The sequence below is a fragment of the Sporosarcina sp. HYO08 genome (genome assembly GCF_001563475.1).
Taxonomy (GTDB): domain Bacteria; phylum Bacillota; class Bacilli; order Bacillales_A; family Planococcaceae; genus Sporosarcina.
Genome location: NZ_LPUT01000027.1, coordinates 303573 through 323313 on the forward strand (window position 1 = coordinate 303573; position 19741 = coordinate 323313).

The 19741-nt window shown below is 43.5% G+C and carries 19 protein-coding genes; 13 read left to right on the forward strand and 6 right to left on the reverse strand.

Going from position 1 to position 19741, the window contains the following annotated elements:
* Window positions 1–33 precede the first annotated feature (33 nt).
* From cdaA to glmM, 3 genes are read left to right on the forward strand one after another with little or no spacing between them, the layout of a single operon-like run.
* Window positions 34–870, forward strand: coding sequence for a diadenylate cyclase CdaA (gene cdaA / locus AU377_RS10775; protein ID WP_067407762.1), 837 nt, complete (start codon window positions 34–36; stop codon window positions 868–870).
* Window positions 863–2149 (forward strand): YbbR-like domain-containing protein, encoded by a 1287-nt coding sequence (locus AU377_RS10780; RefSeq protein WP_082732012.1) that lies wholly within the window; start codon window positions 863–865, stop codon window positions 2147–2149. Before cdaA ends, AU377_RS10780 begins: the two co-directional genes overlap by 8 nt.
* Before the next feature lie 40 nt (window positions 2150–2189).
* A complete protein-coding gene (gene glmM, locus AU377_RS10785; RefSeq protein ID WP_067407763.1) occupies window positions 2190–3539 on the forward strand; it encodes a phosphoglucosamine mutase in 1350 nt (449 codons plus the stop codon).
* Between the two features lie 51 nt (window positions 3540–3590).
* On the opposite strand, the gene pstA is transcribed toward glmM, so the two are convergent.
* The 5 genes from pstA to AU377_RS10810 all read right to left on the reverse strand — a co-directional run bounded on the left by pstA (window position 3591) and on the right by AU377_RS10810 (window position 8017).
* Window positions 3591–4475, reverse strand: coding sequence for a phosphate ABC transporter permease PstA (pstA, locus tag AU377_RS10790; protein ID WP_067407764.1), 885 nt, complete (start codon window positions 4473–4475; stop codon window positions 3591–3593).
* Window position 4476: 1 nt separating this feature from the next.
* The gene (gene pstC, locus AU377_RS10795; protein WP_067407765.1) at window positions 4477–5433 is read right to left on the reverse strand and encodes a phosphate ABC transporter permease subunit PstC; all 957 of its coding nucleotides are present in this window, start codon (window positions 5431–5433) and stop codon (window positions 4477–4479) included.
* Window positions 5434–5543: 110 nt separating this feature from the next.
* Window positions 5544–6515 (reverse strand): PstS family phosphate ABC transporter substrate-binding protein, encoded by a 972-nt coding sequence (locus tag AU377_RS10800; protein ID WP_067407766.1) that lies wholly within the window; start codon window positions 6513–6515, stop codon window positions 5544–5546.
* A 62-nt stretch (window positions 6516–6577) separates the two neighbouring features.
* Complete coding sequence (gene pstB / locus AU377_RS10805; RefSeq protein ID WP_305809685.1) at window positions 6578–7351, reverse strand: phosphate ABC transporter ATP-binding protein PstB; 774 nt, start codon at window positions 7349–7351, stop codon at window positions 6578–6580.
* A gap of 225 nt (window positions 7352–7576) precedes the next feature.
* A complete protein-coding gene (locus tag AU377_RS10810; protein ID WP_067407768.1) occupies window positions 7577–8017 on the reverse strand; it encodes a YtoQ family protein in 441 nt (146 codons plus the stop codon).
* A gap of 110 nt (window positions 8018–8127) precedes the next feature.
* On the opposite strand from AU377_RS10810, the gene AU377_RS10815 reads away from it, so the two are divergent.
* The 5 genes from AU377_RS10815 (at window position 8128) to AU377_RS10835 (ending at window position 11840) form a co-directional block, all read left to right on the forward strand.
* Window positions 8128–9690, forward strand: coding sequence for an amidohydrolase (locus AU377_RS10815; RefSeq protein WP_067407769.1), 1563 nt, complete (start codon window positions 8128–8130; stop codon window positions 9688–9690).
* Between the two features lie 46 nt (window positions 9691–9736).
* Entirely contained in the window at window positions 9737–9982 is a 246-nt protein-coding gene (locus AU377_RS10820) for a hypothetical protein (protein WP_067407770.1), read from the forward strand.
* Between the two features lie 15 nt (window positions 9983–9997).
* A complete protein-coding gene (locus tag AU377_RS10825; protein WP_067407771.1) occupies window positions 9998–10192 on the forward strand; it encodes a YwbE family protein in 195 nt (64 codons plus the stop codon).
* A 240-nt stretch (window positions 10193–10432) separates the two neighbouring features.
* Complete coding sequence (locus AU377_RS10830; RefSeq protein WP_067407772.1) at window positions 10433–11314, forward strand: DMT family transporter; 882 nt, start codon at window positions 10433–10435, stop codon at window positions 11312–11314.
* A 13-nt stretch (window positions 11315–11327) separates the two neighbouring features.
* Window positions 11328–11840, forward strand: coding sequence for a YcxB family protein (locus tag AU377_RS10835; RefSeq protein WP_067407773.1), 513 nt, complete (start codon window positions 11328–11330; stop codon window positions 11838–11840).
* Between the two features lie 7 nt (window positions 11841–11847).
* Here AU377_RS10835 and AU377_RS10840 read toward each other — a convergent pair whose 3' ends face one another.
* Window positions 11848–12057 carry a hypothetical protein gene (locus AU377_RS10840; RefSeq protein WP_067407774.1) on the reverse strand — a complete coding sequence of 70 codons (210 nt, stop codon included), beginning with the start codon at window positions 12055–12057 and terminating at the stop codon, window positions 11848–11850.
* 112 nt (window positions 12058–12169) lie between these two features.
* On the opposite strand from AU377_RS10840, the gene AU377_RS10845 reads away from it, so the two are divergent.
* The 5 genes from AU377_RS10845 (at window position 12170) to AU377_RS10865 (ending at window position 19706) form a co-directional block, all read left to right on the forward strand.
* Window positions 12170–13948: a LytS/YhcK type 5TM receptor domain-containing protein gene (locus AU377_RS10845; protein WP_368664428.1), complete on the forward strand. Its 1779-nt coding sequence runs from the start codon at window positions 12170–12172 to the stop codon at window positions 13946–13948.
* Window positions 13917–14642, forward strand: coding sequence for a LytTR family DNA-binding domain-containing protein (locus tag AU377_RS10850; protein ID WP_067407776.1), 726 nt, complete (start codon window positions 13917–13919; stop codon window positions 14640–14642). Before AU377_RS10845 ends, AU377_RS10850 begins: the two co-directional genes overlap by 32 nt.
* A 136-nt stretch (window positions 14643–14778) precedes the next feature.
* Complete coding sequence (locus AU377_RS10855; RefSeq protein ID WP_067407777.1) at window positions 14779–16236, forward strand: carbon starvation protein A; 1458 nt, start codon at window positions 14779–14781, stop codon at window positions 16234–16236.
* A gap of 480 nt (window positions 16237–16716) precedes the next feature.
* Window positions 16717–17442 carry a MerR family transcriptional regulator gene (locus tag AU377_RS10860; protein ID WP_067407778.1) on the forward strand — a complete coding sequence of 242 codons (726 nt, stop codon included), beginning with the start codon at window positions 16717–16719 and terminating at the stop codon, window positions 17440–17442.
* Between the two features lie 182 nt (window positions 17443–17624).
* Window positions 17625–19706 carry a DUF2339 domain-containing protein gene (locus AU377_RS10865; protein WP_067407779.1) on the forward strand — a complete coding sequence of 694 codons (2082 nt, stop codon included), beginning with the start codon at window positions 17625–17627 and terminating at the stop codon, window positions 19704–19706.
* The last annotated feature ends 35 nt before the right edge of the window (window positions 19707–19741 follow it).

Below are 19741 nucleotides of genomic sequence, written 5' to 3' on the forward strand. Positions count from 1 at the left end.
AAGGGAAATTGTGTATAAAGGTAGGGGAAGCACATGCCGATTTGGGATTATTTTACGGGCTTAAGCTCGGTTGGAGTACTTAAAAATATAGTGGATGTGCTTCTCGTCTGGTATGTTTTTTATAAACTCATGACGATTATAAAAGGGACGAAAGCCGTTCAACTGTTAAAAGGAATTTTCGTCATTATCATTGTACGCATCTTGACCGATCTATTCGGTCTCGATACACTCAGTTGGATACTGGACCAAGTACTCCCTTATGGATTCTTGACAATTATCATCATCTTCCAACCGGAGTTGCGGCGTGCATTGGAGCAGCTTGGCCGAGGAAGGCTATTCGCGAGAACAAATTTACAAGAAGAAGAAGAAAAAGAACGCCTCATGGATGCCATGTCAAAAGCGGTCAGCTATATGGCCAAGCGGCGAATTGGTGCATTGATTTCGATTGAAAAAGAAACCGGCTTGAGTGAATACATTGAAACCGGAATCCCGATGAATTCTGAACTAACATCAGAGTTGTTGATCAATGTTTTCATCCCGAATACGCCTTTACATGATGGTGCGGTGATTATTCAAAAAAATCGGATTGCAGCGGCGGGTTGCTATTTGCCACTGTCCGAAAGTCCGTTTATTTCAAAAGAGCTTGGGACGCGTCACCGAGCTGCTATTGGCTTAAGTGAAGTGACAGATGCGATCACAGTCATTGTTTCTGAAGAAACGGGGGCGGTCAGTGTTACCGCTAACGGCGATATTGACCGGAACTTAAACATGGAAGAATTCGAAGCGCGTTTAAAGAAAGTGTGGTTCGGTTCGGCGAAAATGCAAGCGGAGACCTCGTTCTGGAAGTGGAGGATGAAAAAAAATGGATAAATTAATGGATACCCCATGGTTTCTCCGTTTTACAGCTTTAGCACTTGCAATCGTTGTCTTCATATCTGTCAAGGTAGAAGACGGGAAAACGGAAGGCAACAGAGTCGGGGATCATGCGGACATTATACGGGATGTGCCGGTGGAAGTGTATTATGACAATGAAAACTTAGTGGTTACAGGCGTTCCGGAAACAGTGAATATGACAATAGAGGGTCCAGCAAATATAGTGCAGACAACGAAGTTGTTAAAAGATTTCACATTGAAAGTAGATTTAAGGGATTTGCCAATGGGCAATCATTCTGTTCGGATTCAGCATGAGAATGTATCTGACAAATTGCAAGTGAGGCTTGATCCGACAGTTATCCATATTGGTATTGAAGAAAAGATTACACGTACTTTCCGTGTCGACCCAGAATTGAATGAGCGTTTGTTAGCCGAAGATTATGCTGTTGTGAAAATGGATGTTGACCCTGCTACGATTGAAGTAACGGGTGCGAAAAGTATCATTGAATCGATCAGTTTTGTCAAAGCATCGGTGACAGGAGAACCTGGTATTGAACGATCTTTTGAACAAACGGCAACCGTTCGTGTCCTCGATCGGGATTTAAATAAGCTAAACGTCGCGATCGTTCCCGAACAAGTGACGATCAAGGTGAACATCGAAGCGCAGAAAAAAGAAGTACCCATTGTCTTGAAGGAGCGCGGCACCCCGGCAAAAGGCGTGACGATCGATTCCATGAGGGCAAATGAGAAAACGGTTGTCTTGTCGGGAAGTAGAAAAGTATTAGATGAATTACAAGAACTAATCGTAGACGTTGACGTGTCGAAAGTAGATGGTTCCAGTACGTTAACTGTCGATTTGAAAATACCAAAAGGCGTTTCAAAGATGTCTTTGGACAAGTTGAAAATTGACATCCAAGCAACCGTCAATGAAGAAGAACTCGAAGTCTCTGCGACAACGGATGAGGCTGAGACAGTGGATGAGATAGCTGCTGAAGTAACGAAGGAGATTACGAATATACCTATTACCGTTACGGGCTTAGATGAAAAATATAAAAGTTCATTCGAAAAAATGGAGGATGGCTTCGCAAGTGTAGAAGTGACGGCGGAGTCAGACGTAATTGACGCATTATCCACATCAGATTTTCATGCTTTTGTTGATGCAACTGGTATCACGAGCGAAGGGGAAAAAACATTACCCATTTCAGTTGAAGGGCCGGACGATGTACGATGGAAGATCGTGAATGAACCAGTGACGATAATCATTGAGCTCGTCTAAGGAATAGACTGAATGTACGGATTTGAAAAGGAGAATGGAAATGACTAAGTATTTCGGAACGGATGGTGTCCGTGGAATTGCTAATAAAGAGTTAACACCAGAGCTTGCATTTAAACTTGGCCGGATTGGCGGCCATGTGTTAACGAAAGATACAGATGGAAGAGCACAAATACTTGTAGGAAGAGATACACGTATTTCTGGCCATATGTTAGAAAGTGCACTTATTGCAGGTGTTTTGTCGACAGGTGCTGAGGTAATGACGTTAGGCGTTATAAGTACGCCGGGTGTAGCTCATTTAACGCGTGTGATGAATGCCTCGGCAGGTGTCATGATTTCGGCATCTCATAATCCAGTTGCGGATAATGGCATTAAGTTTTTTGGTGCGGATGGCTATAAGTTGACGGATGAGCAAGAAGAAGAGATCGAGCGCTTACTGAATGAGGAAGAAGATACGCTGCCTCGTCCGACGGGAGCGGATGTCGGTTCGGTCTCAGAATACTTTGAAGGCGGTCATAAGTATATCCAACACTTAAAACAGACCGTTGACGAAGAATTTACAGGTATTCACGTAGCACTTGACTGCGCGAACGGTGCAACTTCATCATTAGCGACACACGTCTTTGCAGATCTTGAGGCAGATTTATCAACGATGGGTGCATCGCCGAATGGATTGAATATTAACGATGGCGTAGGGTCAACGCATCCGGAGAAACTTAGCGAACTTGTCCTTGAAAAGGGCGCGGATATTGGGTTGGCTTTTGATGGGGATGGAGATCGTTTAATCGCTGTTGATGAAAAAGGTAAGATTGTTGATGGTGACCAAATTATGTTCATTATTGGACGCTTCCTTCGTGAGGAAGGCCGTCTAAAATCGAATACGATTGTGTCAACTGTCATGAGTAATCTTGGCTTTTATAAAGCATTAGAAAACCACGGCATGAAAAGTGTCAAAACAGATGTAGGGGATCGCTACGTCGTAGAAGAAATGATTAAAGGTAATTATAACCTTGGCGGTGAGCAATCCGGCCATATCGTGTTTTTTGACTACAATACGACAGGTGATGGACTTCTGACAGGTTTGCAACTTGTCAATATTATGAAACTAACAGGTCGGACGCTTTCAGATTTAGCAAGTGAAATGAAAGTGTATCCGCAACAACTTGTCAATGTTCGTGTCACAGATAAGCACGCAGTAACAGATAATGCGCGTGTCGCATCCATCATTGCAGAAGTTGAAAAAGAAATGGCTGGCAATGGCCGCGTGCTCGTTCGTCCATCTGGCACAGAGCCGCTCGTACGCGTAATGGTTGAAGCGCCGACAGAAGACGAGTGCAATCGTTACGTTGAAAAAATTGCGGATGCAGTGCGTGAAGAAATGGGAATTGAATAAAATACCAACGAAAAGGGTGCCTCGCAAAAATGCGTGCACCCTTTTTTACACTTAATATCTTTTTTGGAATTTGTTTCGGATGATAATGGCAGTTGAGTTCAAGATTAACAATGCAACAAGTAGAACGATAATCGTTGCAGCCGCCAAGTTTGCGTATTCTGCCATTAGTGAAGAATCAAGTGTCCAATAATAAATTTGCATCGGAAGGACGGTGAATTTATCCAAGATGCTCCCCGGGAAAGGTAATAACAATGCTGGAATACCGATGACGACTAACGGGGCTGTTTCTCCGATTGCACGGGACAGCGATAAAATCGCGCCTGTTAAGATGCCCGGCAGTGCCACAGGTAAAATCACTTTTTGGATCGTTTGCCATTTCGTTGCCCCCATACCATAAGAAGCTTCACTTAAATGCTGCGGCACGGAACGCAGTGCCTCCTGACTAACGACAATGACGATTGGGAGGATTAAGAGTGACATCGTTAATCCACCAGCTAACACGATATTTCCGAAATCCAAGGTTCGTACAAAAACAGTTAACCCTAAAATTCCGTAAACGATTGAAGGGACACCTGCTAAGTTTGAAATATTCGTTTGAATGAAGGATTGTAGACGTCCTTTCTTGGCATATAACTCCAGATAAATGGCAGTTCCAATACCTAAAAACATCGTGACAGGCACAACAACCATCATGAGCCAAAAAGTTCCGAGGATTGCGCCCATGATCCCTGCCCTGTCCGCTTGAGTAGAAAGTCTGCCGGTTAGAAAGTCGACATTTAGCCAGCCAATGCCTTGAGAGACGACCCGGTAAATAAGGACTCCAAGTACAAAGATGCCAAAGAACGTGGCCAGTAAAAAGATGAATTTCGATAAGTTATTCAAAAGTAAACGTGCACTCATTTTGCGGGCTACACGATTTGTGCTGATATACTCCATTTTAATATTCCTCCCTAAATTTACGAGAGATTTTTCTAGCCATGATGTTCATTAGAAGCGTGAAAAGAAAAAGCGTCATCGCAACGGCATATAGGCTATAGTAAATTGTCGATCCGGCAGGCGCATCTCCGCCGGTTACTTCAACGATATAGGCCGTCATCGTTTGCATCGATTGGGTGATGTCAAACGTAAAGTTTTTCGTACTTCCGCTCGCAATCGTAACAATCATTGTTTCACCGATGGCACGAGAAATCCCGAGGACAAAAGAAGCAATAATTCCAGATAAGGCGGCTGGAATGACAACACGTCCAGTTACTTCTAATTTTGTGGCACCTAGCCCAAGTGCACCCTCTCTCATAGAATTTGGAACCGAACTCATTGCATCTTCCGAAAGTGATGCAATCATCGGAATGATCATCACACCCATGACAATACCTGGACTTAAGATATTTGTCGCTTCAAGCGTAGGGATGAATGTTTTAAGCAGTGGCGTAACAAATGTAAATGCGAAAAAACCATAGACAATCGTTGGAACACCCGCCAGGACTTCTAACAGTGGTTTAACTGTTTTGCGTACTTTTTCAGATGCGTATTCGCTTAAGTAGATCGCGGTCATGAGTCCAATGGGAGCCGCGACAGCCATCGCGATAAGGGAGGAAGTGACAGTTCCCATAATCAGTGGCAGCACACCGAAACTAGGTGTTTGACTCAATGGCTTTAAAACAGTTCCAGTAAAGAAGTCGACGATCGGCACACGCTTGAAAAATTCCACTGTTTCCATAAGTAATGTCGAAACAATGCCGATCGTCGTTAAGATCGATACAGATGCTATGAGAAAAAGTAATGCAGGAATGGATTTTTCAAACTTTTCCCTATTACTTTTTTTTTCCTTATTTTGTTGGATCAAATCTCGAATGTTAACAGCCTTGTTTTTCGTAAGATCGCTGTTGACTGGCATTTAAACAAGCACCCCTTCAATTTAGGCATATACAAGTCGAGTGACCGTCACCGTTTACCTTTGACAAAGCGCAGGGGTGACAGTCACTCGATAATCTACCGAATAAAATTTTACTTCTTAAGTCCTTCTAAAAACTCAATGTTTTCTTTGACTTCCGCTTCTGGAATTGGTGCAAAGCCCGTTTCACCGGCAAATTTGTTCATGTTATTTAATGAGTAAAGGGCAAAGTCCAACACTTGTGGTTTATCTTTTGCATGGTTGACGTTTAAATACGTGAAGACTGGACGTGTGAAATCGGCATAGGCACCATCTTCTGCGATTGTATCCAACGCAGGTTCAACAGGGCCATTTCCAAAATCTACGCCGACCGCCTGTAATTGATCTTTGTTATTGACATAGTATCCGTAACCGAAAAACGCAATCCCGTTCTTGTCTTCTGATACTAACTTCACAAGCGTTGAGTACTCTTGTTGAAGGTTGACATTGCTCACTAAATCTTGTTTATCAAGAACTTTTTCATAAAAGAACTCATACGTTCCATGGTTTTCATTCGGTCCCATCGGAGAAATTGTTTCGTCTGGCCATTCTGGGTTAATGTCCGACCACTTTTCAACGGCTCCATCTGCTTTGAAGATGCTGATCAATTGCTCTGGTGTCATTTCAGTCGCCCAATCGTTCTCTTTATTAATGACAAACGTTAATCCATCTAGTGCCACTTTTAATTCTTTTACTTCTATATCAAGTTTGTCTGCTTCTGCTGCCTCTTCTTCTTTGATTTCACGGGAAGCATCATTAAAGTCAGTGCCATTGTCTACTAAAAACTTTTTAAATCCAGCGCTTGTCCCTGCGCGGCTTACTTCAACAGATACATCTTGTTGTTCGTTCAGCATGTATTCTTCAGCCAGTCTTGCCATTAAAGGGTAAACCGTTCCAGATCCATCGATGACAACACTGCCTGATAATTCTTCATTTCCTGTTCCTTCGTTTCCCGTTTTCTCGTTTGCAGATCCATTGCCGCAAGCTACTGCAATAACGCCAATAGCAGCGACTACTAATAATAAAACAAATTTTTTAATGTTCAATTGAATTCCTCCCCCAAGCTCTCTCTATTCTTTTTTGTCTTGACTGTTATTTGATATAAAAGTCACCCGAAACGACCGTTGATGTAGTCATTTGTTAGTCGATCGTTGGGATTGTTGAAGATGGTTGCTGTGCTATTGACTTCGATAATCTCTCCGTTTAGGAAAAACGCGGTACGATCTGAAATCCTTGAAGCTTGCTGCATATTATGGGTGACAATTGCGATCGTTACATCATTTTTAATGGATGAAATGAGTTCTTCCACTTTATGTGTAGAAACAGGGTCTAGTGCGGATGTTGGCTCATCCATTAAAATGACTTCCGGATCGATGGCGAGACAGCGTGCGATACAAAGGCGCTGTTGCTGACCCCCCGAAAGACCATAAGCGCTTTTATGCAGTCGGTCTTTCACTTCGTCCCATAATGCAGCTTTTTTCAAACTATCTTCTACGATCATATCGAGTGTGGCCTTATTTTTGATGCCGTGGATTTTAGGGCCAAACGCAATGTTTTCATAAATTGACTTTGGAAATGGATTTGGTTTTTGAAAAACCATGCCCACTTTGGAACGAAGCATTTCAACGGGCATTTCTTTTCCAAGAATATTGTTTCCTTTGAATGTGATGTTGCCTGAAATATTGACATCCGGTACCATTTCGACCATTCGGTTGAGCGTTTTTAAATAAGTCGATTTCCCGCAACCGGAAGGCCCAATGATCGCAGTCACTTCTTTTTCATTAATAGAAAGATTAATATTTTTTAATGCATGGGAGGCTCCGTACCAAAGGTTCAACCCATTTGTTTCATAGACAGGTTTCCGCCAATTTGTATTATCCATGACGCGGAGCTGTACATCCCCAATACGTTCTTTCAGTAAAGTCATTTACATCCTCCTAATCGTGTTGAAGATCTTCTCATGTGTATTATCATAGGAAAAGATTGTTGAGGGAGTATGAAGGAAACGTAAAGGTTTTGTAAATAACCAAAAGCGCAGGGCGCCTGGAGTCTAGACGGAAACAAAAAAAGGTTGCTCCTGTCACATGTGACTAGGGCAACCTTTTGGTTATTCAAATATATAGCGCAGCGCTTTGATCGCTTGGTCTACATTTTCAACGGTAACATGAGCCTTTCGGGAAAGTTCCTTTAATGCATGGTGGTGCGCTTCTTGGCGAATTAAAATAAGTGGCTTACCGTAAGCGACCGCGGCACTCGCGTCCATCGCTGTATTCCATTGCTTGTATTTTTCACCGAACAATGCAATGACGAGATCAGCTTTTTTCATTAAAACTTCTGTCCGTAAATTGTTAAAGCTGGATGCGGCAGCGTCTTTGAAAATGGCGTTTGGCTGCTCACCTAAAATTTCCTCTCCGATATTGTCGGAGCGATCGTGGTCTAACATTGGGCTCACAAAATCGATCGGTAACTTTAATGCGGCAGATTTTCGTATAATTTCCTCACGCCACGAACTATGAATTTCTCCTGCCAAGTAAACAATTAACTTCATTCGTCAATCCCTCCTATAGCTATTACTTTAATTGTAGCATGAATTTTCCAAACATTGACCCTTGGGTGCCCAGAAGTTTAGAATAATACATAGTACTGGGGGGATTTTGGATGCGAAAAATTTGGCATAACGGAACATTTCATACGATGGAAAAAGAAGGGGACGCGGTCGAAGCGCTCCTAACGGAAAATGGTAAAATTGTCGCGACGGGTACATATGCAGAATTCAAGGGACAAGCTGACCATGAAGTCGATTTAAAGGGGGCAGTGCTGTATCCGGGCTTCGTTGACAGTCATATGCATGTCATTGGGCATGGGGAAAAGCTGCTGCGGCTTGATTTGTCAAAAGCCTCATCCTCCGAGCAGATGATAGACATGTTACAGAACGCAGACGTGGTGGAAGATGAATGGTTTATCGGTGAAGGTTGGAATGAAAACAACTTCCCCGATCAGAAAATTTTCACGCGGCAAGAATTGGATCACGTGATGCAGGCACCTATGTTTTTGAAACGGACTTGTCGACATGCGGCGATCGTCAATTCGAAAGCGCTTGAAATCGCAGGGATTACAAAAGATACACCAGATCCTGAAGATGGGATTATTGTGCGGGATGATAACGGTGAACCAACAGGCTTTTTAAAAGAGGGCGCGATGAATTTAGTATTGCAACATATGCCAGAGCCAACAGAAGCGTATTTAACGCGGGCGTTGGAGAAATCCATCAATGACATGCACGCACTTGGGTTAACGGGGGCAGTGACAGACGACCTTGGCTGGTACGGCGACTACAAAAAGCCCTTGCAGGCGTTTCACAATGTGATTGGCGAACAAAAGAAATTCCGTGCGCATTTGTTGAGAGGTTCAGGTGTGTTCGAGCAATTAATGGAAGAACAAGCAGCTTACAATGAACCTTGGATCGATCCAGGAGAGATGAAGTTTTTCATCGACGGTGCATTGGGCGGAAAAACAGCATTGCTCAGTAAACCATATGTCGATACACCGGAAACGTCAGGGATTACCGTACTGACCGATGAGGAAATCGAAGCACAGGTGAAACTTGCCCGCAAATACGGAGAAGCAATTGCTGTACATGTGATTGGAGATGCCGCGGTCGAAAAAGCGTTGGATGTGATTGAAAAATACCCAGCGCCGAATGGGAAGCGAGATCGCCTCATTCATGTGAATGTGTTGCGAGAAGATTTAGTCGCACGGATGAAAGGATTGCCTGTTATTTTGGACATTCAGCCGGTATTCGTATCTTCTGATTTTCCGTGGGTGATGGATCGGTTAGGAGAAGATCGTCTAGACTGGGCATATGCATGGAAAAAGCTGCTTGACCGCGGGTTTATATGCGGAGGCGGATCGGACGCGCCGATTGAAGAAGTTGATCCATTGCTTGGGATTTATGCGGCGGTTGCTCGGCGAAAAGTAGGGGAAACACATGAAGGGTATTTACCTGAAGAAAAATTGAGCCGTTTTGAAGCGGTTGGACTATTTACAACAGGGAGTGCTGCCACGATTGGGAAGGACGACGTGCGCGGTAAACTGGTGCCAGGTTTTGACGCTGATTTTACAGTGTTGGATCGGGATCTTTTCACAGTGCCGGCGGAAGAAATCGTAGAAGCGGAAGTCGTGATGACAGTTGTGGCGGGCGATGTGGTGTATAGTAAATGAAACCAATAGCGAATGATTCCGTATTCTAGGAAGGGAGTGATTCACTATGAAAAAATATTTGGTTTTTATTGTTAGTTTTGCGGTACTTTATGCAGGGCTTCAACTTGTCTCTGGCGCATTGTTAACATTTTTTTATACGCCCGATTTTACGACGGCAAGTGGTGCTGTGTCGCAAGAAGTGGCATTTGGGAAGGGGTCTTCAATGCCTATGATTTTCCTATTCATCGCTGCGACAGCTGCCTATATACTTTCCAATGTACTAGGGAAGAATGCTAAAGGACAACATGTTTGAAAGGAAAGTGTTAATGTGAGCGGACAAAATCGAAGTGATATTAGGGCGGGTCTAAAAGTAGCTGTTATATTAAAGAAAGACCAACGAACAGGCGTTAAAACGGAAGGCGTCGTCAAAGATATTTTGACAAATTCAAGTTTCCATCCACATGGCATTAAAGTGCGTTTAACAGATGGACAAGTCGGTCGGGTGTGCGATATTTTGGAATGAAAAAGATCCTGCGGGGTCTTTTTTTGTTAGAAGTCGATGCGTTTGGGATTTGCCCGTTGTAAACTAAGGAGACGGTCATAAAAGGACTTATGCCGGTCAGAACCGCCCCTATGCCGGTCATAAGTACAGCCATGGCGATCATAATAGGCCCCGTGCCGATCAATGGCAGGGGAAATAAAAGACTTGCGGATCATGTAAATCCGCTATAATGGTACTATTAAAAAAATGGCGGTGACATGTATGCGGAAATATATTGGCGAAATTGGACTCATCATAACGGCAATTATCTGGGGAAGCGGCTTTGTGGCTAGTGCGGTGGCGCTGGAACATTATACACCTTACCAGATTATGGCGGGAAGGTTTTTAATGGGCGCGCTCCTATTAAGTATCGTTTTTCATAAAAAGTTAAAAGATCTAAAGAAGAGTACGATCATCAAGGGCGCAATTTTAGGAATCTTCTTATATGTAGCGTTCGTTCTTCAAACGGTGGGGCTTCAATATACAACCCCATCTAAAAATGCGTTTTTAACAGCGGTGAATGTTGTGATCGTTCCTTTTATCGGTTTTTTATTGTACAAGAAAAAAATCGACGGGTTCGAACTTGTTGGTGCCATAATGGCAATCATTGGTGTGGCAGTATTATCGCTGCAATTATCCTTTGACATTAATATCGGGGATTTATTGACGCTCTTATGTGCTGTCGGATTTGCGTTCCACATTTTCTATACGTCTCGATTCGTAAAAGGTGAAGATGCGGTTTTGCTCACCCTTACGCAAATGGTGACAGCGGCAATCATCGGCTGTGTGGTTGTCGTATTCAAAGGGGAGACTTCTTTTTCGATGCAAACAGAAGGCTTGACGATGCTGCTGTATTTAGCGATTTTTTCAACAACAATTGCATTTTTACTGCAAACAATGGCGCAGAAATTCATTTCCGAAACGAAAGCAGCGATCATCTTGTCGACAGAATCGTTTTGGGGTATGGCATTTTCAGTCGTCATATTAAGTGAAGTGTTAACGGTAAAAATGATGATTGGTGCAGTTCTCATTTTGGGGGCGATTTTGATCTCTGAAACGAAGTTTGGTTTTCCTAAAAAGAAAGAAATTGAAGAAATCACTTAATGGGGGATGGACGATGGAGATCTATTACAATTTAACTGAAGAAGACTATATCCATTTCAATTTATACCACGTCAAAAATTCTAAAACGGGTAAGCAGGCGTTAGGATGGCAAAGGTTTTTATCGCCATTCATCTTTATCGCAGGTGCTTACTTTCTCTCATGGATGGGGGACATCCCGTTGTTGCCGCTACTAATTACTTTTTTACTTATGAGCGCTTTATGGGTTGTTTTTTATCCAAAGTATTTTTATAGTCTCATTACCCGTCATGCGAAGAAAATGATAAAAGAAGGAAAGAATGACGGCTTATTAGGCGATCATCAGCTCACGTTGACCGATGAAGGATTGGTCGATACATCTTCCAATAAAGAAACGAAAGTAACTTGGTCTGGCATTACAAGTTTTCAAGAAGACGACCAATATTTTTACTTGTATAATAGCTCAGTAAGTGCCTATATTTTGCCGAAGCGGGAAATCGATCAAGTTGATCAATTGAGAATGTATGTACAGTCGAAGCTGGAGAGATAAATGAACTTTAGAGAAGGTTGTGCAATTTCGCATTCATAATGGCTTTTACTTTTTGAGTTTGTTTGATTTCGTCTTTGCTGGGCGGGTTTGGATTTAACCAGTTCATGAATGCATTGTCATACAAACCTTCATAAGCAATCCCTTCATAATAAATTGTATAAGAAAAATGTTTGTGAATTTGAATAGTTGATTTGATCTTTTGTAATTTAGAAAACATCGTGAAATCCTCCACATATTTGTTATGGCTAGAATACCGGCTTAAAATTAAAAGAAGTTTGGAAGAAAATGAGATTTTAATGAGAAACCGAATTTCTCGGTTTAGACAGGGGGTGATTGTCTTGTTAGATTTATTTGTCATAATGTTTGAAAGGGTTGGAATGATTATTGCAGTTGCATTCATTTTAACCCGTTTTCAATTTTTTAAAGACTTAGTTCGGCATGATCAGTTGAATAGACGGCAAGAGCTCTCTGCCATTTTATATTTTGGGCTTTTTGGCATTGCGGGTACTTATTTCGGCGTTGCGTTTAATACGGACACATCCAATTTTAATAGCGTGGCGCTTGAACTAGCGGCAGAAGAAGCGATCGCAAACTCAAGGGTGATTGGGATTGTCGTTGCAGGGCTGTTAGGTGGATATCGGCTAGGGATTGGCGCCGGGCTCATCGCGGGAATTCACCGGATGACGCTGGGTGGGTTCACAGCGTTCTCTTGTGGTTTTTCCACAATCGTCGCGGGCTTTCTGGCAGGGTATTTTCATCAGAAAAAGAAAGTTCTTTCCCCACTCACAATTTTTGGCATCGGCGCAATGGCCGAAGCTATGCAAATGGGTGTCATTTTACTCATCTCCAAGCCATTTGAAAAAGCGTATGCCCTCGTTGAAGTGATTGGGCTGCCGATGATTATTACAAACGGCGTAGGTACTGCGCTGTTCATTTTAATCATCCGCCATGTGACAAGCGAGCGGGAGAAAGAGACGGCGCTGCAAGCACAAAAAACATTGCGCATTGCCGACCAAACCCTTGGCCACTTACGGAAAGGCATGAACACGGACACGGCTCGTGCTGTCTGTGACATTTTATACCGCGAACTAAAACCCAGTGCAGTTGCCATTACCAATTCAACAAGTATCTTGTCACATGTCGGAATCGCAAGCGATCATCACCAAATGAACAGCCCGATTCGGACGGATGAAACGAAGGAAGTTATTGACAATGGGAAGCTGATGGTCGTCGATGAAGGCACCATTCACTGTACAGAGCCGACGTGTCCACTTGGCGCGGCGGTCATTGCACCGCTTATCCAAAGGGGGAAAACAGTTGGGACATTGAAGTTGTATTATTCTTCGGGAAAAACAATTACCGATGTCACGGTTGAGTTAATTACCGGCTTAAGTGCCCTCCTTAGTAACCAGCTAGAACTGGCCGAAGCGGATCGCGCGGTGCAACTTGCGAAAGAAGCGGAAATCAAGGCATTACAAGCGCAAATCCATCCACATTTTTTATTTAATGCGATGAACACGATCGTATCTCTAATCAGGACAGATCCCGATCAGGCCAGGAGACTGCTCACCTCGCTATCGTACTTTCTTCGTCAAAACGTCACCGGTACGACAGCAACGCTTGTGTCTCTGGCGCAGGAACTTTCGCATGTCAAAGCCTATTTAGCCATTAATAAAGCAAGATTCGTAGACAAATTGACCATTTATTACGACGTGGAGGAAACGGTACTGACGCAATCCATTCCGCCATTCACATTGCAGCCCATTGTCGAAAACGCCATTCATCATGGGATTAAAGATATGGAAAGAGACAGTGTGATTGAAGTATTTATCCGTCCAATAGGCGATGACATTGAAATAGGTGTATCCGATAACGGGCAAGGGATGTCATCGGAGCGGGCTGCGATGCTTGGCACGGGTCAATTGGCATCCGAAACGGGAACCGGCGTCGGGTTATTTAATGTCAACCGACGTCTGCAAATGACTTTTGGAGAACGGTCGTCCCTCGTTGTCCAAAGTGAACCGATGAAAGGAACGACGATTTCTTTTCGAATACCTAAAGGGGAGGTGGGGAACGATGGAGAAAATCCAAGCGATGATCGTGGATGATGAGCGGTATGCCCGCGAAGAATTGACTTATTTACTCGGGAAATTTCCGGGCATTCAAATTGTCGGCGAAGCGGAAAGCGGAGAAACGGCTGTCGTTAAGGCATTACAACTCCAGCCGGATGTAATTTTTCTGGACGTTGAAATGCCAAAAATGAATGGCATGGAAGTAGCAAAAGCATTAATTGAACTTAAAAAAGTGCCGCTCATTATATTCGCAACAGCGTATCCGCAATTTGCGGCGGAAGCATTTCGCATCAACGCTACGGATTATTTGCTAAAACCGTACGATGAAGAACAGCTTAAACAAACGATTGACCGAATCGAAAAAGTATTAGCGCCGTCAGCGGCTCCAGAAGTTGAAACGTTTGGGAAGTTGGCGGTCGAAGCGGATGGGGAAATCGTTTATGTAGCTCCGGATGATATTTTGTATGTATTCAGAGATGACAAGGTAACGAAAATCGCCACCGCTTCTCACGAGTATGAAATCCGTGCAACGCTAAAAGAACTAGAGAATCGTTTGACAGCATTTTCATTTTTCCGGATTCATAAAGGATATGTCGTTAATTTAAAATATGTGCGTCGTTTAACGCCTTGGTTTAACGGCGCCTATCAGCTTGAATTGGATGGCCGGACGGAACTGTTATCGGTCAGCAGAAACTATGTGAGAGAGTTGCGCCAGCGCTTAGAGCTATAAACGAAGGACATGTCAGTCTAGGAAATTGACATGTTAGTCGCTCAAATTGACATGTTAGATCAAAAACACCCCACTATTAGAGGATTCCCTTTACACTGAATATATGAAGTAGCAAAAGGGAAAGGGTGAGTTTTCATTGTACACATTTCTATTTGGGATCATCTTACTCATTGTCGGGTATTTCACGTACGGCAAATTTGTGGAGAGAACGTTTGGCGTTAAAACGGAGCGTGCCACACCGGCATATGTCAACAATGACGGTGTAGACTATGTGCCGATGAGCACGTCGAAAAACTCTCTCATTCAATTATTGAATATTGCGGGAGTCGGACCGATTTTTGGTCCAATTATGGGGGCGCTGTATGGACCGGTTGCGTTCATATGGATTGTTGTGGGTGCGATTTTTGCTGGGGCGGTTCATGACTATTTAACAGGCATGATCTCTATTCGAAACAGAGGTGCGCATTTACCGGAACTTGCGGGTAAATTTTTGGGGAAATTTATGAAGCATGTTGTCAATGCGTTCGCAATCCTACTTTTAGTGTTGGTCGGAACGGTTTTCGTTTCTGCACCTGCTGGATTGCTGTACAATTTGATGAACGGTTGGATGGCCCTTGGTGTCATTGTTGCATTGATTTTCATTTATTATATTTTGGCGACGCTGTTGCCGGTTGATAAAATTATCGGTCGAGTTTATCCAATCTTCGGGTTATTGTTAATCATTAGCGCTGTCGGTGTAGGAGGCGGATTAGTGCTGACAGGTGCACCGATTCCAGAACTGACATTGGCAAACTTGCATCCGGATAATTTACCGATCTTTCCATTATTATTCTTAACGATTTCATGTGGAGCACTTTCTGGCTTCCACGCAACACAGTCGCCGATTATTTCACGAACGACGCAAAAAGAAGGACAAGGCCGTAAAATTTTCTACGGCATGATGATTGCAGAAGCAATTGTTGCAATGATTTGGGCAGCTGCCGCAATGGCGTTGTTCAATGGTCCAGTCAGCTTGAACGAATTATTGGCGGCAGGCGGACCTGCACTGATTGTCAGCGAAGCGTCTACAATGATGCTTGGTGCAATCGGTGGTACTTTAGCGGTTCTAGGGGTCATCATTCTACCGATTACATCTGGAGACACGGCATTCCGTAGTGCACGCATGATTATCGCAGACTACTTCAAAATGTCACAAGCAAAGTTTTCAAGCCGACTATGGATCGCGCTTCCGATGTTTGTCATTTCTGTTGGATTAACACGCGTCGACTTTAATATTTTATGGCGCTACTTCTCATGGGCAAACCAATCGACAGCCGTGATTGCATTGTTCGTTGGGGCGATGTACTTGTATATCGCTGGCAAAAATTACTGGATTTCACTTGTTCCAGGAACATTCATGCTCATGACAACGATGACGTATATTTTAAATGCGAGCATTGGATTTGGCTTGCCGATGAATGTTGCATACATCGGGGCAGCCGTCATTTCCATCGCACTGGTTGCTGTTTTCTTCGTCGCTGCACAAAAAGCACGCGCAGCACAAATTCCATTGGAAGACGATATATCGGAATGGGAAGGAATACGCACTATATAATTTAATCTAAAGGGGTATTTAGGGTGCCAGACATGGACACGATTTGCGGAATGACGCGAATTGTGACTGTGCCTGGCACCTGTTTTTTGATCCGGGCAACTCGCGGTCGCTTGAGGGAAACTCGAATCCAGATCCGGGCAACTCGCGGTCGCTTGAGGGCAACCCGAATCCAGATCCGGGCAACTCGCGGTCGCTTGAGGGCAACTCGAATCCAGATCTGGGCAACTCGCGGCCGCTTGAGGGCAACTCGAATCCAGATCCGGGCAATTCGCGGTCGCTTGAGGGCAACTCGAATCCAGATCCGGGCAACTCGCGGTCGCTTGAGGGCAACTCGAATCCATATCCGGGCAACTCGCGGTCGCTTGAGGGCAACCCTGCGCTCTGCTCTAACTAACTAAAAATTAAATTCTCCCAAAACTTTATATTGACCCTTACGTTACGTCATACATTATAGTTATTTTTGAAGGGAGGCCACAGACAATGAAAGTAAAAGAAGTAGCCGAATTAGTCGGTATAAGTGTGCGCACACTCCATCACTATGACGAAATTGGTCTACTAACACCAGATGATACAACCGAAGCGGGCTATCGGCTTTATTCCGATGAAAACATCGCAACGTTACAGCAAATATTATTCTTCCGCGAACTTGGCTTTCCTTTGAAAAAAATTAAGAAGCTGCTTGATGATCCATCATTCAACCGTCAACAAGCTTTCGAAATGCAGCGCGATATGCTGCTTGAAAAGCGCAAACGACTGGATGCAATGATTGAAACAATTGAGCAGACAATCCAGCATGAGAAGGGAGAAATTAATATGACGAACGAAGAGAAATTTAAGGGATTTGACTTTAGTCATAACCCATATGAACAAGAAGCAAGAGATCGGTGGGGTGACAAAGCAGTCGACGAGTCGAAGAAGAAAGTTGCCGGGTTCGGACCGGAACTTGGCGAGGAAATGAATCGAATTTACTTTAACTTGGCAAGCGTAAGACATTTGGACCCTGCATCAGACGAAGCACAAGCGGCGATTGGGGAGTGGTATACCATGCTAAATAAAATAGGCAACTACCCACCGGAAGTTTTTGCGGGGCTTGGAAAGATGTATGTGGATGATGAACGGTTTAGGAAGAATATTGATCAGTTTGGGGAAGGGTTAGCGGTGTTTATGCGGGATGCGATGGGGGTGTATGCTAGCCGAAACTCATAGTCTGTCACAAAGAAAAAGTGCGTACGGGAAAATATCCCTTCGTGCTTTTTCTTTTTAATCGCTTTCTTTCACACCTTTTTTCATAAGAGCCAAGCAATCTATGTGTGTTTTCTATTTATTGGAATATTGTGTTATAATTTCCAGAATAGAATGGAAGACGGAAAGGGATTGGAGGGATGCAGTTGAATGAGGAAATGGAGAACCTTTTGAAACGAATGGCCCTTCTAGAAGAAGAGGTTCGCTTGCTAAAACAACAGCTGGCAGAACGGCAAGTCCAAGAGGCACCGCCTGTTGATAAGCCTAGGCCTTCCATCATCACTAGGAAACCAAAACCAGCTATTGCAGCAAGGAAGCCGGATCGGTTAGTAAAGGAACCCGTCCAAACGAAGCCATTGCCGAAAAAAGAGTTCAACCTCGAACAGACTATGGGCATTTGGCTGCCGCGTGTGTTTATGTTCATTTTACTCCTTGGGGTGCTCTGGGGCCTAAAGGTCGGAATGGATCACGGGATTATCACGAATCCGGTGCGTGTTGTTTTGGGCTATGCGGGTACGGCTTTGCTCTATTTTCTTGGAATGCGTTATGTTAGCGGCGGGAGAAAGGGATTTGGTTTAACGTTGCTCGGTGGGGTTATTGCGCTTGGGATTTTGACGACATTTGCGGCACATTATTTGTATGGGTATTTTCCTTTTACTGTGGCGTTTGTCGTCGGTGTGGCTTACATTGGCGCAGGTTTATGGTTATCCAAGAAGACCAAGTCAGAAACATTGACGGTGTTTTCGGCGATTGCAGGCTTTTTGCTACCTTTTCTGTTGGAGGGAGAAGGAGCAACGTCGATCCAATTTTGTTTATACATCCTTCTACTATTCCTGTCCTTGTTTTATGTATCGCTCAGTCAACGACATAAATACACGTTTTACGTCACATTTATGTTCTTCCATCTGACATTGCTCGCCTATGCGGTATTGAATTTTACAGATGGGGATGAATCCATTCTTGTTGGGACGGTACTCATTCAACATATGGCATTGCTATTCTTTTACTTGAAAGGTAGTATCTCAAGAACTGTTTTTTCAGAAGCGCTTCTGTATACAAATTTTGTTTTTACGATCGGCTGGATTAAGGGGCTTGATGATCCGCAGGAAGTGGTCGTGTATGGACTATTTGCCCTCCTCTATGTTGCGCTTGCAGCATACGCATTTCGAAAGAAGGAAGAATTGCTACGTGGGGTACTAACAGCGGTGGCGGTGTTCGCCGTAACGGTTTTTCTCCTATCGTTCGATTTTGAAAATGCTTATGTACAGCTTATTCTCCTTCTCGTTAACGGAACGGTTGGATTATGGGTAGGTTTACGTTTTGCGACATTGCGTACAATCATTGCGAGTTCAATCATTTATTTATTTACAGCTATGGCAGTCTTGTTTGACACGGAATTCTATGGATTTTGGACGTGGGAACATGCGGTGTGGATCGTTTTCTTATATACGATGCTTTGGATCTATTACACGCTGTATCAATTTCCGCCCGCTTTTCTCAAGGGGAAAATAGTTCGAATCAATCAAAGTTTGGTTGTTGGTCAATTGATCGTGCTTGTTTATGTCACCAAGCTGACAGGGATATGGGTTGAAGGTATTGGCTTGCATTTTGAAACGGCATCTCATATCCGTTACCTTGTCCTGATGATTGTGCTGTGTGGAATGTACGCTTTTCACAAATGGGAAAAGGGAATTTACTTGACGCATACGGCGGTTCTGCTATTTCTCCTGTTAGGACTGTTACTGATCCCGACGAGTACAGCACCCTATGGCTACATGCACGGCGGCAATTTCCCGTTCAATTTAACTGTACAAATTGGTTATATGATTGCATTGACGATTTTATTTCTATCGATTTTGAAAGATTCTTTTTATCTTTCAAGTGAAAAGCTACGGATTCCATTGTTGGCGATTTTGATGCAAGTGATCTATTTTATCTTCCTGAACAAATGGTACTTCGCTGTCACAATTGCTTATAACTGGGAATGGGAATATACCCTGTTGGTGCATACATTCTTGCTGTTTACCTTTGCCTTCCTATCGATCAGCATCGGCGGGAAGATGAATTGGAAGGCTGTTAAAAATAGTGGTGCGGTGCTTATTGTGATTAGTGTTCTCAAGTTATTCATCGTCGATTTGGCGAGTATATCGATCCTTGTTCGGGCTGTTTTATTTATCATCATCGGCGTAGTTGGATTGTTGTACTCCCGAACCTTACTAAAGAACTAGCTTCGTTTTTATTTTCGCAAATCTTATCAAACCAT

What these genes read in the sequence shown, in the direction of transcription:
- pstA (WP_067407764.1), bottom strand. Translation starts at nt 4,475, where the DNA reads ATGGAGTATATCAGCACAAATCGTGTAGCCCGCAAAATGAGTGCACGT.
- AU377_RS10810 (WP_067407768.1), bottom strand. Translation starts at nt 8,017, where the DNA reads ATGAAGTTAATTGTTTACTTGGCAGGAGAAATTCATAGTTCGTGGCGT.
- AU377_RS10815 (WP_067407769.1), top strand. Translation starts at nt 8,128, where the DNA reads ATGCGAAAAATTTGGCATAACGGAACATTTCATACGATGGAAAAAGAA.
- cdaA (WP_067407762.1), top strand. Translation starts at nt 34, where the DNA reads ATGCCGATTTGGGATTATTTTACGGGCTTAAGCTCGGTTGGAGTACTT.
- AU377_RS10820 (WP_067407770.1), top strand. Translation starts at nt 9,737, where the DNA reads ATGAAAAAATATTTGGTTTTTATTGTTAGTTTTGCGGTACTTTATGCA.
- AU377_RS10780 (WP_082732012.1), top strand. Translation starts at nt 863, where the DNA reads ATGGATAAATTAATGGATACCCCATGGTTTCTCCGTTTTACAGCTTTA.
- AU377_RS10850 (WP_067407776.1), top strand. Translation starts at nt 13,917, where the DNA reads ATGGAGAAAATCCAAGCGATGATCGTGGATGATGAGCGGTATGCCCGC.
- AU377_RS10835 (WP_067407773.1), top strand. Translation starts at nt 11,328, where the DNA reads ATGGAGATCTATTACAATTTAACTGAAGAAGACTATATCCATTTCAAT.
- pstC (WP_067407765.1), bottom strand. Translation starts at nt 5,433, where the DNA reads ATGCCAGTCAACAGCGATCTTACGAAAAACAAGGCTGTTAACATTCGA.
- AU377_RS10840 (WP_067407774.1), bottom strand. Translation starts at nt 12,057, where the DNA reads ATGTTTTCTAAATTACAAAAGATCAAATCAACTATTCAAATTCACAAA.
- pstB (WP_305809685.1), bottom strand. Translation starts at nt 7,351, where the DNA reads ATGGATAATACAAATTGGCGGAAACCTGTCTATGAAACAAATGGGTTG.
- glmM (WP_067407763.1), top strand. Translation starts at nt 2,190, where the DNA reads ATGACTAAGTATTTCGGAACGGATGGTGTCCGTGGAATTGCTAATAAA.
- AU377_RS10860 (WP_067407778.1), top strand. Translation starts at nt 16,717, where the DNA reads ATGAAAGTAAAAGAAGTAGCCGAATTAGTCGGTATAAGTGTGCGCACA.
- AU377_RS10830 (WP_067407772.1), top strand. Translation starts at nt 10,433, where the DNA reads ATGCGGAAATATATTGGCGAAATTGGACTCATCATAACGGCAATTATC.